The 14,511-nt window shown below is 42.0% G+C and carries 11 protein-coding genes; 4 read left to right on the forward strand and 7 right to left on the reverse strand.

Annotated features, from left to right (window positions below):
- Positions 1-44 precede the first annotated feature (44 nt).
- The 3 genes from tatC to IPO83_05015 all read right to left on the reverse strand — a co-directional run bounded on the left by tatC (position 45) and on the right by IPO83_05015 (position 4,255).
- Positions 45-911, reverse strand: coding sequence for a twin-arginine translocase subunit TatC (gene tatC, locus IPO83_05005; protein ID MBK9730635.1), 867 nt, complete (start codon positions 909-911; stop codon positions 45-47).
- A gap of 243 nt (positions 912-1,154) precedes the next feature.
- Positions 1,155-2,006, reverse strand: coding sequence for an OmpA family protein (locus IPO83_05010; GenBank protein MBK9730636.1), 852 nt, complete (start codon positions 2,004-2,006; stop codon positions 1,155-1,157).
- Positions 2,007-2,338: 332 nt separating this feature from the next.
- Positions 2,339-4,255 (reverse strand): T9SS type A sorting domain-containing protein, encoded by a 1,917-nt coding sequence (locus tag IPO83_05015; protein ID MBK9730637.1) that lies wholly within the window; start codon positions 4,253-4,255, stop codon positions 2,339-2,341.
- Positions 4,256-4,380: 125 nt separating this feature from the next.
- Here IPO83_05015 and radA point away from each other — a divergent pair, with 125 nt between their 5' ends.
- On the forward strand, positions 4,381-5,748 hold the full coding sequence (gene radA / locus IPO83_05020; protein ID MBK9730638.1) for a DNA repair protein RadA: 1,368 nt from the start codon (positions 4,381-4,383) through the stop codon (positions 5,746-5,748).
- Positions 5,749-5,814: 66 nt separating this feature from the next.
- On the opposite strand, the gene IPO83_05025 is transcribed toward radA, so the two are convergent.
- The 3 genes from IPO83_05025 to IPO83_05035 are packed head-to-tail and all read right to left on the reverse strand — an operon-like array spanning position 5,815 to position 9,545.
- The gene (locus IPO83_05025; GenBank protein ID MBK9730639.1) at positions 5,815-6,672 is read right to left on the reverse strand and encodes a T9SS type A sorting domain-containing protein; all 858 of its coding nucleotides are present in this window, start codon (positions 6,670-6,672) and stop codon (positions 5,815-5,817) included.
- Between the two features lie 55 nt (positions 6,673-6,727).
- Positions 6,728-9,292, reverse strand: coding sequence for an alkaline phosphatase family protein (locus tag IPO83_05030; protein MBK9730640.1), 2,565 nt, complete (start codon positions 9,290-9,292; stop codon positions 6,728-6,730).
- A complete protein-coding gene (locus IPO83_05035; protein MBK9730641.1) occupies positions 9,273-9,545 on the reverse strand; it encodes a hypothetical protein in 273 nt (90 codons plus the stop codon). The genes IPO83_05030 and IPO83_05035 overlap by 20 nt, the downstream gene beginning before the upstream one ends.
- A 166-nt stretch (positions 9,546-9,711) precedes the next feature.
- Here IPO83_05035 and IPO83_05040 point away from each other — a divergent pair, with 166 nt between their 5' ends.
- Together IPO83_05040 and IPO83_05045 are read left to right on the forward strand one after the other, a co-directional pair.
- Positions 9,712-10,413: a ComF family protein gene (locus IPO83_05040; protein ID MBK9730642.1), complete on the forward strand. Its 702-nt coding sequence runs from the start codon at positions 9,712-9,714 to the stop codon at positions 10,411-10,413.
- A gap of 78 nt (positions 10,414-10,491) precedes the next feature.
- The gene (locus IPO83_05045; protein ID MBK9730643.1) at positions 10,492-11,907 is read left to right on the forward strand and encodes a hypothetical protein; all 1,416 of its coding nucleotides are present in this window, start codon (positions 10,492-10,494) and stop codon (positions 11,905-11,907) included.
- 6 nt (positions 11,908-11,913) lie between these two features.
- On the opposite strand, the gene murB is transcribed toward IPO83_05045, so the two are convergent.
- On the reverse strand, positions 11,914-12,930 hold the full coding sequence (gene murB / locus IPO83_05050; GenBank protein MBK9730644.1) for a UDP-N-acetylmuramate dehydrogenase: 1,017 nt from the start codon (positions 12,928-12,930) through the stop codon (positions 11,914-11,916).
- A 267-nt stretch (positions 12,931-13,197) separates the two neighbouring features.
- Between murB and IPO83_05055 the strand changes: the two genes are divergently transcribed.
- A complete protein-coding gene (locus IPO83_05055) occupies positions 13,198-14,073 on the forward strand; it encodes an amidinotransferase (GenBank protein ID MBK9730645.1) in 876 nt (291 codons plus the stop codon).
- Positions 14,074-14,511: the final 438 nt, after the last annotated feature.

Genomic DNA, 14,511 nt, shown 5'->3' on the forward strand with positions numbered 1-14,511 from the left:
CTTTGAATCAAAATTAGTATAAGATTTTTTATTCGCTATGCTGTTTAATTTTCATCTCCCAATTCTTCCTGCTCCTGACTTCTTATTTTGTTGCGCGCTACTTTTCTTGAAATAATAATTCCAATCTCAAACAATCCATACAATGGCACTGCAACCAGTGTTTGACTAAACATATCAGGTGAAGGTGTGATGACAGCAGCCACGAGTAAAATAATCACCAACGCCATTTTGCGGTACTGCGACAATAATTCATGAGTTGTTAATCCAACTTTAGCCAGAAAATATATCAGCAATGGAAACTCAAAAACCAATCCGCAGGAAAAACTTAAACCGGTTACCGTATCGATGTACGAAGAGAGATTGATATTGTTTTTCACTTCTTCACTCACCTGGTAAGATCCCAGAAAGTTGACAGTGAATGGAACGATGAGATAATATCCAAACAAAACTCCCAGGTAAAAAAGCATTGATGCCGCAACTACAGCGCCTGAAGCTTGCCTTTGTTCTCCTTCAAATAAAGCAGGTTTCACAAATCTCCAGAACTCCCAGAAAATATAGGGAAATGTGAAGATGAGGCCCAACACAAATGCAATCTGCAAATGAATCATAAATTGCGCAGACAGATCAATATTGGTAAGCGTAAATGAAATTTCTGTGGTACATAATCCACTCCAATGCAGCAGGTCTCCGAGTTGACACATTATTTTGTACGTCCAGAAATCCGGATTCTTAGGGGCTAATATTACCTGGTCGAATATAAATGACTTGTTGAGAAATAAAACGATACCGACAACAACGATCGCGAGTAAAGACCGGATGATATGCCATCGAAGTTCTTCGAGGTGTTCGAGAAACGACATTTCCGCATCGGAGCCTCCTCTGCGTTTTATAAACCCATCAAGCCAGGCCATGAAAAATATTAGCTGTTATAACACTGTACATTTATGAACCACTTGTAACCAGAAGCCATCTCCAAATTGATAGGTCATGCTGAATTTATTTCCCGAAGGATCATGGGGACAGCATCTGCCATATCCCTGAGATTCCGTCCACAGGATCTTTTGGAAAACAAGTTCGGAATGACCTCGCTATTTTGGCTTTTTTAAGATGACTTCCAATCCACGTCAGCAAATTCCCCTCACTGTTTCTGCATTTCAATTTCCCAAAATCTTCATCAACTCATCCAGTCGTGGCGAAAGAATAATCTCTGTTCTCCTGTTCTTTGATTTTCCTTCCGGAGAACTATTTGAAGCAACCGGAAAATATTCACCTCTGCCTGATGCGGTTATTTGTTTTGGATCAACTCCACTTTCTGTCAGTATCCTGATGATGCTGGTGGCGCGTAAAACACTCAGGTCCCAATTATCTTTTAAGGCGCCGGTTCCGGCAAGAGGTACATTATCCGTATGACCTTCCACATCAATCGCAAGATCCGGATTTTGTTTTAACACTGCTGCAAGTTTTTTTAAGGCATCTACGCCTTTTGGATCGACGGCTGTACTGCCTGATTTGAATAACAGTTTTTCAGCCATTGAAACATATACTTTTCCATTACGCTGCTCCACAGTCAAATCACTTTTTTCAAAGCCGAGCAAGGCTTTATTCAATTGCGCTTTCAATGCAGATGCAGCGGAATCTTTCTGTTGAAGCAGCGATTGTAACTCCGAAAGTTTTTGTTCCCGTGCTGTCAGGTTTCGTTGTAAAGAATCCAGTTCCTTTCCTTTGATGTACAAATCCTGTTGCTTTTTTTTCAGCGAATCATTCAGTGCCAATCTTTCGGAAGAAGTTTTCGAAACAAGCAATTGATTTTGCTGAATGGCTTGTTCATATAATTCATTGATGTCTTTGTTCAGGCCCTCTGCTTTACGAAATTTTTCGCCCATATATGCAGTGTCACCCGCCAGCTTCTTCACCTGGTCATTGGCTTCATTCACTTTTTCCGTCAACATTTTAACCTGGCTGCTTTCATCGTCCAGTTGTTTGCGCATGCTGCTGTTTTCATCCATCAGTCTACTGTTGAGCGCATTAGCGTCTTCCAGTTTTTTAGCAGGCACACAGGCATTGAGCAGGCATATCATTACCAGTAAAATAGCAGTCCATCTGAATTTCATCATACTTGTTTTTTAAGCGTCCGAAATTACAACAAATCGTTGCGAACAAAATTTTCATACTAACAATCCACTTTGTGGAAAAGATAGATGATCACCAAACGGGTCAACTTGCTGCCATTTCAGAATAAAAAAAACGCTCTGTGGTCCTCTTAAATACAAATAGCATTTCCATTAATGAACAAAGCCACCCCGTAATGGGATGGCTTTGTATTTAATTTCAATAAAATTTATTTATCTACACTGAATTTCATACGGCTGGTTTCGCTTCCATTGCGAACCTCAAACACATAAACGCCGGTAGCGATATTGTTGATGTTAACACTGTAAGAGTTACTGCCTTCATTAGCATATGTTGCCTGATTGAAAATCACTTTACCCAAAAGGTCGTAAGCAATCAGCTGTACTGAAGCATCAGATGCGCTGTTGTACTCAACTACCATGTTTCCATTGGAAGGATTAGGGTAGATGTTGGTCATTTCACCACCAATTTTTGCAGCAGCAATTTCAACAGTACGGAAAGGTGAACTACTGATTGAAGCTGTGAGTGCATAGCAAGTAGTTGCATTAAAAGCACCACTTGCAGGGTAAACTCTCACTTTGTAAGTTCCTACAGCAGCAGCATTCTTGATAATCAATTCGTCTGTGGTACCTGTCTTTTTCGATGCAACGATTTTTACACCACTTGGGTCATAAAGATCGAGGTTATAATTAGCAGGTAAGGAAGTGAGTAATACCTGGATGTTAGGCTCTGAAACGGTGTTTGCAAAACTGAAGAAATCCTTATCAGTTGAAACAGGAATCAAAGCATTAATAGTTACACCAGGTGTAATTGGTTTTGCACTTCCTAAATTGTTATTGGCTTCATAAACATCAGTGCAAGTTGGTGCTGTTGTAGTAAAGTTGGTAGAAGCAGAAAATGCGCTGGTTGAACTGTTTGCGCAAGCTGACTGCACTTGAAATTCGTATTGCGTTGAAGCGGTAAGACCACTAACAGCCACTGAAGTCGTAGCAGAAGTTGTAGTCGACCAGGTACCTGAGCTTGTTGGTTTGTATTGAATATTGTAGCTAAGAGCACCGGTAGCAGCACTCCAGTTTAAAGTAGCACCTGAAGTTGTAACAGCAGTCGCACTCAAACCTGCAGGTACATTACATGTGCCCCCTCCGCCTGGAGTTACACAACCTTGTGAAGATGCAAGTGAAGCACGGGAACCGCCTGGAGCTAACACTGCCTGCATCCTGGTTTTTTGACCTAATGTAAATAAATTCATGCAGCCATCATCCGTGTAATCCATGTAGTTGGAATACATGTCACCATTAGGACCATTGGTGCAACTAATGCGGATTGTAGGAAGCGGGCAACCATAATTTTCATCGGCCTGATTTGGTGTATCAGCCACCTGGTCAGAACCATTACAACCTGTTCCATCATCACCCCAAATATGATAAAGATTTAACCAGTGACCCACTTCATGGGTTCCTGACCGGCCTAACTGGTAAGGAGCAGTTGCTCCAATGTCACCGGTATATTTGTAGTGAAGCACTACACCATCCGTGTTGGCAGGGCCACCAGGGAATTGTGCATATCCAAGCAAAGAAGCTCCCAGATCGCATACCCAGATATTGAGGTATTTTGTACGATCCCATGCATCATGTCCACCTTGTGCTGCAAACTTTACATTGTTGTTTGATGAGAAAGAAGTCTTGGTAGTAGAGGTGCGGGTGATACCTGTTGTTGCAACTCCTGAAGGATCTTGTGCGGCAAGACAGAAATTTATTTCGCAATCTGCAGCAACACCTAAAAAGGCCGCCGGAGTTTCATTCACATCCGGATTCAAACGACGGTAATCTTCATTTAAAACATCAATCTGAGAAATAACCTTTGCATCAGAAATGTTTTCAGCAGTGGTATTGTAAACAACGTGAACTACTACAGGAATGGTGTAAACAGTGCGGGTTCCTGTGGGATTAGCCTGGATAAATTGATTGGTGAATTCATCGAGTTGTTGCAACGATTCTCTGTATCCTGGATTTTCCTGAAACAGTTGTTGCATAACTTCAGTTGTACCACAACGATTGAGTTGTTGGGAAAAGGCTGAAGAAGCCATCATAGCAATGACAGCAGTGAGTAAAAAGATTTTTCTCATTGATTGTTAAGGGGGTTTGAAAAGTGATTAATTAGATTGGAGACTATTGAAAACGAGGGCGTAAACTTATATAAGTTATACTGAAAGAAAAAATTTATTTTGCCCCTTATTTAGGACACTTTACCATGGCAACAACCAGAACACTTTTTCTTTGCCAAAACTGTGGCGCCCAGTCTCCCAAATGGATCGGCAAATGTCCATCCTGCGGTGAGTGGAACACCTATGTAGAAGAAGTGATCAAGAAAGAATTAAAAGCTGCTCCCTGGCGAAAGAAAGAAAGGGGTTTGAAAGAATTGCGTCCGCAAAGGATAGATGAAATCAGCAATGAACTTAATAAACGATTTATTACACCCGATGAGGAGATAAACAGGGTTTTAGGTGGTGGAATTGTTGCCGGCTCCATTATTCTGATTGGTGGTGAACCGGGATTTGGCAAATCAACACTCTTATTACAACTAGCCCTGCGCCTGAATGGCAAGAAAGTGCTTTATATATCAGGAGAAGAAAGTGAACAGCAGATAAAACTTCGTTCTGAAAGATTGGAGCAGCAAAACACGGATTGTTATGTGCTCACGGAAACGAACACCGAAAATATTTTTTTCCAGATTGCTGCCCTTGAACCTGATATTCTGATTATTGATTCGATTCAAACCATGCAAACTCCGTCTATTGATGCTACGGCCGGAAGTGTTTCACAGGTTCGCGAATGTACCAATGAGTTTTTGCGCTATGCTAAAGAATCAGGCACTCCTGTTTTCCTGATCGGTCACATTACCAAAGAAGGCACGCTGGCCGGACCTAAAGTGCTGGAACATATGGTGGATACGGTATTGCAACTGGAAGGAGACCGGCATTATGCCTACCGGATTTTGCGAACCATTAAAAACCGGTATGGTTCAGCTTCTGAGTTGGGCATCTACGAATTGACAGCAGCAGGTATGCGGGAAGTGCGCAATGCTTCTGAATTATTGATCACGCAAAGGGACGAAGCAGTGAGTGGTATCGCCATTGCTTCCATGATGGAAGGCATCCGGCCGATGCTGATTGAAACGCAGGCTCTTGTTACGCCTTCTGTTTATGGAACGCCACAACGCACCTCTACAGGTTTCGATTTACGAAGAATGAATATGTTGCTGGCCGTTTTGGAAAAAAGGTGCGGCTTTCATTTTGGAGTGAAAGATGTTTTTCTCAACATCGCCGGCGGGTTGCGTGTAGAAGATCCCGCAATTGACCTTGCAGTGGTAGCGGCTCTTTTATCTTCCTACGAAGACGTTCCGATACAGAATAATTATAGTTTTTCGGGAGAAGTGGGACTTTCAGGAGAAATCCGCGCCGTAAACCGCATTGAACAGCGCATCAGTGAAGCGGATAAATTAGGGTTGCAAAAAATATTTGTTTCGAAATACAATCGAAAAGGTCTGGATGTTTCCAAATATGCTATCGAAGTTAACTGGGTGGGTAAAGTGGAAGAAATTATTCAACGGCTGATCTGATCCTGTAACCGCATAAAAAAAGCTGCCGGCAACAGGCTGGCAGCTTTTTTAACCGATAGTGATTATTTATTTACGAATGGCAATTTTCTGAGTATACAATTCGCCACCATTGATTACAGTAACTCCGTAAATACCAAATGCCAGATCTGATACATCAATCTGTGTTGATGACTCGGTGAGCTTCAGCTTCTTTACCTGTTCTCCCATCATATTGGTCATCACCAGGGTAGCATTTTCTATTTTCTGACTGAAAAGCATTGCGTTCACCACACCATCATAGGCAAAAATCTTTACCGGTTGTGCTGTTGGAGTAACATGCACCAGCGTCGGATCACCTTGTCCGGCAAACAGTCCCTCATTTGCATTTGGGTTATAGGCAATATCCTTTATCGTAAATGAATTGACGATGCTTGACACATCCAAACGTGCCCATCCATAAAATTTGTTTGTGCCGATTTTAAAGCGAAGCGGTAAGTAACGGTCTTCAACACCATACCACTTTCCGTACACAACATATAATGAACTATATCCTGGTAAAACGGCTCCGGAACCCATTGTTTGCGAAGCTGCATTTTGCCATGGAATATTTGCATCGATCATTTCGCCGGCTACCATGGCATAAGGATAATTATAAGCTCCCTGATGCGTGCCTCCAATTGAAGCGTTGTAAGGTTTAGCGAAGACTTTATTTAAGGAATTACCTCCTGCTGAAGTGCTGTGAAGCAAACCAATGGTAAAGTCGTTGGATCCATTGTTGTCAAGATCAATCATGTAAACGGAACCGCTCTGATCAACAGTTACGTCAGGATCAATATCAGTATAAAGTGCCTGTGCATTGGCGGTTCCAGCCACAGCTATAACAGATCCTGCCATTGCAGAATAAGAGGTTAACTTTCTTAAGAGGGTAGCATTTTCCTTTTTCATAGACAAAGAGTTTGGCTCAAATGTAAATTAATTTTTCATTCAGCATGAATAGGTGCTATACCTTTTCGACAAATTTATTTCGGTACAGTGATTTATCAACTGCCTTCACCATCTCTCCAATATCAAGATCTTCTCCCAGAAACTCCGCTACATTTTCAGCCACTTCTTCAGGGCGATCAACTGCATCAGAATATTCGACGAACAGCGCTGTCACATGCGGTGACCTTTTGATCCATGCAACCGCCTGCTCCGATTGTTTCTTGAATGCTTCACTCAGCACAATGGGAAAAGCATTCTGCTGCACTTCTGACTTTCTGCCAAGCATCACCTGTTGAGATTTCAAGACCTCCGCCATATCGCGCTGCATGTAAATAATTTTGTAATCATATTTCCCGGGAAGGTAAGTTAACAAGGGCGCAACTATTTTAATGGTCTTGTTATTAGCCTCATCAAGCCACGAGATATCAGACATCATCTTCTTCGCTTTTTCATATTCCCAGTAGCCTTTCGGATTGTTGGTGTCGGGCTGACGGATTTCATCTGTAATAAGATCAGCACCACCGGCCTTTAGCATCTGCATCATCATGCTGGTGCCTGAGCGTGGCAATCCGGAGACAATCGTAATCACGCCTTTAATCCGCTCACGAATAAATTTCCTGTGCTCTTCAGCTTTTTCAGGCTGATTGAGTTGCTCTTCATAAATTTTAATCAGCCAAAGATGTGCTTTCCGGTTGCCGGGACTAATGGCGCAACAAACTTCAAAGGCTTCAGCCGATCTTTCATATTCACCAAGATTCATGAGTGCTTCTGCAAGATTGTAATGCGCGATGGGATAATAATAAAGAAGTCCGATGGCATTCAAAGCAGATTCGGCAGCTTCTTCAAATTTTCCCTGCCGAAGGTAAACAGCTCCTAAACCCTGATGCGCGTTTGCATTTTGTGAGTCGATGGACAACGCTTTAACAAAAGCACGCTCTGCTTCTTCCAAATGCTGACTGCGCAGATATATTTTCCCGATCTGGACGTGTAATTGCGACATGTGGCCAGCTTTTTCTTCCGCTTGTAATAACATCTCCAAAGCCTTCCTGGGTTTATATTCCAGCAAAAGCAAAGCACCTTCGAGCATATCGAGTTGCACCAACTTATTGGCGTCGGAATCTGATTGTCTTACTTTTTCGAGAATGGACCTGAACTCTGTAACTTTTCGCAATTGCTGATAGCAGCGGATCAGTGACAATCCATAGCGAATCTCCGGTTCCTGACCATAAATCTCTTCCAACAACTCAATGGCCTTGTCGTATTCTTTCTTATACATTAAAACCCGCGCCAGGTACCACTTGGACTCACGCGTAATCTTTTCAATGTTCTTCTGTTGATTTTCACCGGGAGCATCAATGTATCCCAATTCCACTAACTGATTCATCGCTTCCTTGGCAGCCCACGGATCTTCACGTTGTTCAGAAGGATGCATGCCTGCTTCCCCTGCCACATTTTCCCAACTTTCAATATAATCAGGTGGATTAGGTTTTTCAAATGCCTGCACCAGCACTTTGCCATCCATATCCTGTCCTACCGGAAGACCAAACATGGTAAGAATTGTGGGCGCTATATCCAGTAATGTTGCGCCATAAATCCGCTGGTCTTTCTGAATATTATTTCCACTCATACAAAGAACTCCATAGGGAGAATGTTCGTAAGCCGGTCCCGCTGGCTCTTTCGGTAATTTATTCGGTCGCAAATGATCGGGATGAAATCCATGATCACTCATCAGAATTACGGTAGTATCAGGACCTGCAAGCTGTAAGAGTCTCTCCAGCATCATGTCGTGGAAGCGATACATGCCACTTACAGCATCTTTATACAATTCATAAACGGCATCCGGAATTCCTTTGCGTTGCGGTGGATGAAATTTCATGAATGCATGACTGTAATGATCGATAGCATCATGATACACTGCGAGAAAATCCCACTCTTTATTCTCCATAATCCAGGTGCTCGCATTGTGAATGCAGGCAGCATTGGCCAGGATTTTTGCTCCTTGCGCAAGTCGCGGATCAGTTTCCTGGTTAATCTTTTTAAAATTGGGAAACAAAGGTGCGAGATGCGAAAGTGTAAGTTCACTTGGATGAATCCGCAACTGTTCAAAAACAGCACTGAGTTCTTTCGGAAAAACGGTACCGTCTGCCATGGGCCAGGGATCCTGGTAAGCAGCCACTGCCCTTTGATAGAAATTGGAAACCATCACACCGTTGATGGGTTCGGCAGGATGACTTGGCCACCATCCAACAACATGGGTCTTAAATCCTTTTTGTGTTAATATATTCCACAGTGCTTTTACTTTTCTTGAAGTGGATAATACAGGACGCACCTGCATCTTGCCGGCATCCGGCTCAACGAATCCGAGAATCCCGTGTTTATCAGCCAGTTTGCCGGTGGCGATGGAAGTCCATAGAATCGGCGACAAGGGAGGATCAAGTGTTGCAAGATTGGCAATCACGCCTTCATTTACCAGTCTGTTCAAAGTGGGCATCATGCCATTGTCCATCAGCGGGTTGATCACTTTCCAATCGGCAGCGTCCCAACCAATCAATAGTACTTTCTTAGCTGTTCTTTTGCTCATGCTGCTCCTGCTCTTTTTTTAGTTTCGCTTCTTCTATTCTTTTCTGGCGTTCTTCCTTCTTTCTTTCACCTTCTATCACCTGCTTTTTGCAACGTTCAATCAGTTGCTCTTCGAAGCCGGATTCTATTCTTTTTTGGCGCCATGGTTTTACAGCAACGGCGCCCAACGCCAATAAACCCAATGAACCTTCGGGCGGCAATTCAAAAACAGCGCTTTGCGCCGGCGGGATGATTTTTTTTTCTTCTTCAGGCATCACTAAATTTTAAAATTATCTAAATATTAAGCTACCAACCTATCCGGTTTTCACCTTTTGAAGCCGTGAAGAAATAAAAAAAAATCACGGGTAACAAATTCATTTACCAATTGCTTGCAAAGGTGATTGGTTTTAAGTACTTTTCGCTGTATTTATTAATATTAATATGAATAATGTTCAGGAGTATCTCTCCGATTTTATTTCGCTCTTCTATCCTCAGTTGTGTGGTTCCTGCGGGCATTCGCTTCAAAAAGGAGAAGACGTGATCTGCACCTTCTGCAGGCATTACCTTCCTAAAACATATTTTCACCTGGAAAGGAACAATGCCATAGAAAAACATTTCTGGGGAAGGGTGAATATTACGAGGGCCGCTGCCTGTTATTTTTTTCAAAAAGGCAGCCGTGTTCAGCACCTTGTTCACCAATTGAAATACAAAGGAAAAACAGAAGTGGGTGTTGCCATCGGAAAAATTTATGGTCATGACCTGCTTCAGTCTGTTGACTTCCGCACCGTTGATTTGATCGTGCCGGTTCCTTTGCACAAATCGAAAGAGCTGCTCCGTTCTTACAACCAGGCAGATCTTTTCAGTGAAGGCCTTTCAACAGCAATGACGAAGCCGTGGAGCAAACATGCTTTGCAAAGAATTTCGGCTACCGAAACCCAGACCCATAAATCAAGATTTGAAAGATGGCAGAATGTTGGTACAGTATTTAAAGTCTCTGATCCTGATCTATTGGCAGGCAAGCATGTGCTGCTTGCTGATGATGTAATTACTACAGGTTCAACACTCGAAGCTTGCGCGCAAATAATATTAGCCATTCCCGATACAAAAGTTAGCATTGCAACGATTGCATGTGCTGTGAAATGATTGAATAGTGCCGGTTAATAAAGATGAGCCACCTCCGTCTTTTCGACAAGTCGTAATAAAAAATGATCTTTGCCGTTCATGAAATCCGTGCGCAATTTTTTTTCACCGGTTCTATTTGTATGCTTGACAGGAATCATTTTTTATTCCTGTAAAAAAGATACCATCACCACCAACTCAGGAGACAAACTTTCATTTTCTACTGACACGCTTACATTTGATACTGTATTTACATCACTCGGTTCCACTACGCTGTATTTCACGGTCCATAATCCGCACAATCAGAAAATCAGCATCAGCAACATCCGGCTGGGAGGCGGCGATCAATCTATTTATCGTTTGAATATTGATGGTTATCCGGTGAATGAATTAACTGATCTTGAAATTCCTGCCAACGACAGCATTTATATTTTTGTAGCGGTAACCATTGACCCGAACGATGAAAATAATCCGTATGTAATGTATGATTCCGTGCTGTTTGAAACCAACGGAAATCTGCAATCTGTTACTTTACAGGCCTGGGGACAAAATGCAAATTTCATTTATGGAGAAGTGATCGGTACACAAACCTGGACGCCTGAAAAGCCCTACGTAATAATTCATTCGATTCTGGTTGACTCTGATGAAGTGCTCACCATTCAACCAGGTTGCCGGATCTTTATGCATGCGGATTCGCGTTTCTATGTGCAGGGAACTCTAAAGGTGATGGGACAGGCAAATGATTCTGTCATCTTCCGTGGAGACCGTTTAGAATCTTATTATGTAGATGATCCGGGTAATTGGGAAGGCATTCACCTCTTGCGCAGCAGTCATGATAATGAAATCAATTATGCAGTTATCAAAGAAGCAATAGTCGGTATCAGGGTTGATTCGCTTAAGGAAACATCCGCGCCAAAACTGACCATGCGAAACTCACAAATCAGATTCACCCTGTCGTCAGGTCTGCTCGGTATCACTGCTGATATTTATGCTGAAAACTGTTTGATACAAGGATGCGGGGAATGGAATGTGCAACTGGAATATGGTGGTAACTATGTATTTGAGAATTGCACTTTTGCCAACTACTCTTCCGTACTTATTAATCATCAAAGTCCTGTGGCTCGGTTAAGTAATTATTTTGCTTACAAAGATGAACAGGGCATGGATCAGATTTTGCCGGCCAATCTCAATGCAGGCTTCAGGAATTGTATAATTTATGGCTCGCTGGAAAAAGAGCTGGATCTTGATCCAACTACTCTTGCTGAATTCAATTTCACATTCGATCATTGCCTGCTGAAAGTGAATGAGGATATTGATACAACCGTTACTTCCTTCGTGGAATGTATTTATAACCAGGATCCATTATTTGTTGATCCCTTTGACCATGATGATTATCATCTTTCTGCAGAATCGCCTTGCATTGATGCGGGTGTTTTAAACGGCCTGACAATAGACCTGGACGGAAAACCCCGTACTGATGGAAAGCAGGATATAGGTTGTTACGAATTTCAACCTTAGTCTTATTTAAATGAGGTTTACTTCCGGTGTAATCTCAATACCGAATTTTTCGAGCACCGATTTTTGAATATCCAATGCAAGGTTATAAATCTCATCTCCGGTTGCATCGCCATAGTTCACCAATACCAATGCCTGTGATTTATGTGCTCCTGTATGACCCACCACTTTTCCTTTCCATCCGCATTGCTCAATCAACCAGCCTGCAGGGATTTTCATCTCTCCGCCCTTTTGCGGGTAGTTGGGCATTAACGGATTTTTTGCAATCAATGCGTTGAACTGCTTTTTACTGACAACCGGATTCTTAAAAAAACTTCCGGCGTTGCCAATCACTTTCGGATCAGGTAATTTTGTGCTTCTGATTTTTATCACCGCGTCGCTTACCGCTTTAATAGTGATTTCATTCACCCGCATTTCTTCTAATGTGCGCTTGATATCACCATAGTTGATATGCGGTTTAAAAATTTTATTGAGCCTCAAAGTAACCGCTGTTATCAGGAATTGATCTTTCAGCTTATGCTTAAAAACACTTTCCCGGTAGCCAAATTCGCAGTCAGCATTTGAGAAAATCCTCTTCTCACCGGTTAGCATATTCATTGCTTCCACTTCTTCGCAGGTGTCCTTAATTTCAACTCCATACGCGCCAATATTTTGCATGGGACCTGCGCCTACACATCCAGGAATCAAAGAAAGATTTTCAATGCCTGCCAGGTTATGTGCCACACAAAACAGAACCAGAGGATGCCAGGGCTCGCCCGCTCCTGCTTTCACCCAGGTGTGATAAATATCTTCCTTCACCACATTAATTCCGGCAATGGAATTTTTGATCACCAGGCCGTCAAAGTTTTTGGTGAAAAGAATATTACTGCCGCCGCCCAGAATTAACTTGTTTTCATTTTTAAACTCCGGATCGGAAACCAGCGCCTTAAATTCTTCTGTTGATGTTATTTCGGCAAAATATTTTGCAGTAACTGCGATGCCAAAAGTGTTATAGGACTGCAGGGATTTATTCGTTTCAATTTTCATCAATACGTGTATGCATTTTGGTTGTGGCCCGAGGTAAAAGTAAAAATTTACCTACTGGTAAGGAATAAGACGAAATACAACGTTGTTGCTCCACAAACCTTAACCCGGAAAAACCAGAACCCATTAAATATACAATATAGAGCAAAGATTTTTGAATGATGAATGTCTGTTTTAACCTGAATCAGGCGGGTTAAAGCGAAATAGTAATTTGCAATCCCATAAATGAAAACATCAAGTTCAGCCGGCCAGGTTACAGACACACTTTTCATGGTGCGGCCGGCACATTTCGGCTTTAATACTGAAACGGCCTCCACCAATATATTTCAGCATGCGTCAGCAGCAAATGGTGATACCATTCATGAAAAAGCACTCAAAGAATTTGATGATTTTGTTCAGCTCCTTAGAAGCAACAAAATTTATGTGATCGTATTACAGGACCCCGGCAATCCTGTTACGCCGGATTCCATTTTCCCCAATAACTGGATTTCATTTCAGGACGGCAATATGGTATTGTATCCGATGCTTGCGCCAAACAGAAGGTTGGAGCGACGAAGCAATTGGATCAGCTTATTAAAAGATGTATTTCATTTGAACCAGTCGATTGATTTTTCCGGATACGAAAAACAAAATCAGTTTTTGGAAGGCACCGGAAGCTTAGTGCTCGATCGCATAAATCGTAAGGCGTATGCAAATCTTTCCTCACGTACCCATAAAAAACCGCTACAGGATTTTATAGGGAAACTTGAGTTTGACCCGGTATACTTTATTGCAACTGATAAAAGCGGAAATGAAATTTATCATACCAATGTATTGATGGCCATCGGCGAAAAAACGGCTGTTGTGTGCGACGAGATTATTAAGGACGAAGCAGAAAGAAAAAATCTCCTCCGGCAATTGTCAGCCCATCATGAAATTGTTACCATCACCTATGAACAGTTGCTGCAATTCGCCGGAAACATGCTGCTCGTGAAGAACCGTGACCGTGAAAAATTCTGGGTGATGAGTGACCAGGCCTTTCAATCATTGAAGGATTCACAAGCAGACATTCTTAAAAAAGACGGAAGATTACTTCATGCGCCACTTGGCACGATTGAAAGTATCGGTGGAGGAAGTGCACGTTGTATGTTAGCCGAAATATTTTGAACTACCATCGGTTCCTTTGATTTAAAGGATCCTATTAATAATTATCCGGAGTTACCATGCCTGCGACATCTGTTTTAAATTTTTAGTATGCGCAACGAAGAATGGCGCGTGGTTTAAATATTAACACAATCATTCAGTAAACAGTCCATAAGCTGAGCATGTTTTTTTAACTAAACTGACTTCTTTTTAAAATTTGTTTCCCTGGCCAGAGGCTGCAATCATCTTCGAAAAAAGAGAAATATCAAATTCCGCTATTCCCGTCTATCTCGCTTTTACATTTCAACAGATCATTATACGAAAGCACCCCCCAAAAATGGCTAATTATATATGAGCAAAAAACCTATAGCAATCATTCCAATATCTTTGATATCTTAGCCAACATTTTCTGCTAAAAATCCAAACCCGGTTTTCTAGCTGACATTTAATAAGCCTCAGCAA

Source organism: Chitinophagaceae bacterium, assembly GCA_016717285.1.
Lineage (GTDB): Bacteria > Bacteroidota > Bacteroidia > Chitinophagales > UBA10324 > JACCZZ01.

Excerpts from the sequence above, each read along its gene's own strand:
- IPO83_05035 (MBK9730641.1), bottom strand. The coding sequence starts at position 9,545 with ATGCCTGAAGAAGAAAAAAAAATCATCCCGCCGGCGCAAAGCGCTGTT.
- murB (MBK9730644.1), bottom strand. The coding sequence starts at position 12,930 with ATGAAAATTGAAACGAATAAATCCCTGCAGTCCTATAACACTTTTGGC.
- IPO83_05025 (MBK9730639.1), bottom strand. The coding sequence starts at position 6,672 with ATGAAAAAGGAAAATGCTACCCTCTTAAGAAAGTTAACCTCTTATTCT.
- tatC (MBK9730635.1), bottom strand. The coding sequence starts at position 911 with ATGGCCTGGCTTGATGGGTTTATAAAACGCAGAGGAGGCTCCGATGCG.
- radA (MBK9730638.1), top strand. The coding sequence starts at position 4,381 with ATGGCAACAACCAGAACACTTTTTCTTTGCCAAAACTGTGGCGCCCAG.
- IPO83_05015 (MBK9730637.1), bottom strand. The coding sequence starts at position 4,255 with ATGAGAAAAATCTTTTTACTCACTGCTGTCATTGCTATGATGGCTTCT.
- IPO83_05055 (MBK9730645.1), top strand. The coding sequence starts at position 13,198 with ATGGTGCGGCCGGCACATTTCGGCTTTAATACTGAAACGGCCTCCACC.
- IPO83_05040 (MBK9730642.1), top strand. The coding sequence starts at position 9,712 with ATGAATAATGTTCAGGAGTATCTCTCCGATTTTATTTCGCTCTTCTAT.
- IPO83_05010 (MBK9730636.1), bottom strand. The coding sequence starts at position 2,006 with ATGGATGAAAACAGCAGCATGCGCAAACAACTGGACGATGAAAGCAGC.
- IPO83_05045 (MBK9730643.1), top strand. The coding sequence starts at position 10,492 with ATGAAATCCGTGCGCAATTTTTTTTCACCGGTTCTATTTGTATGCTTG.
- IPO83_05030 (MBK9730640.1), bottom strand. The coding sequence starts at position 9,292 with ATGAGCAAAAGAACAGCTAAGAAAGTACTATTGATTGGTTGGGACGCT.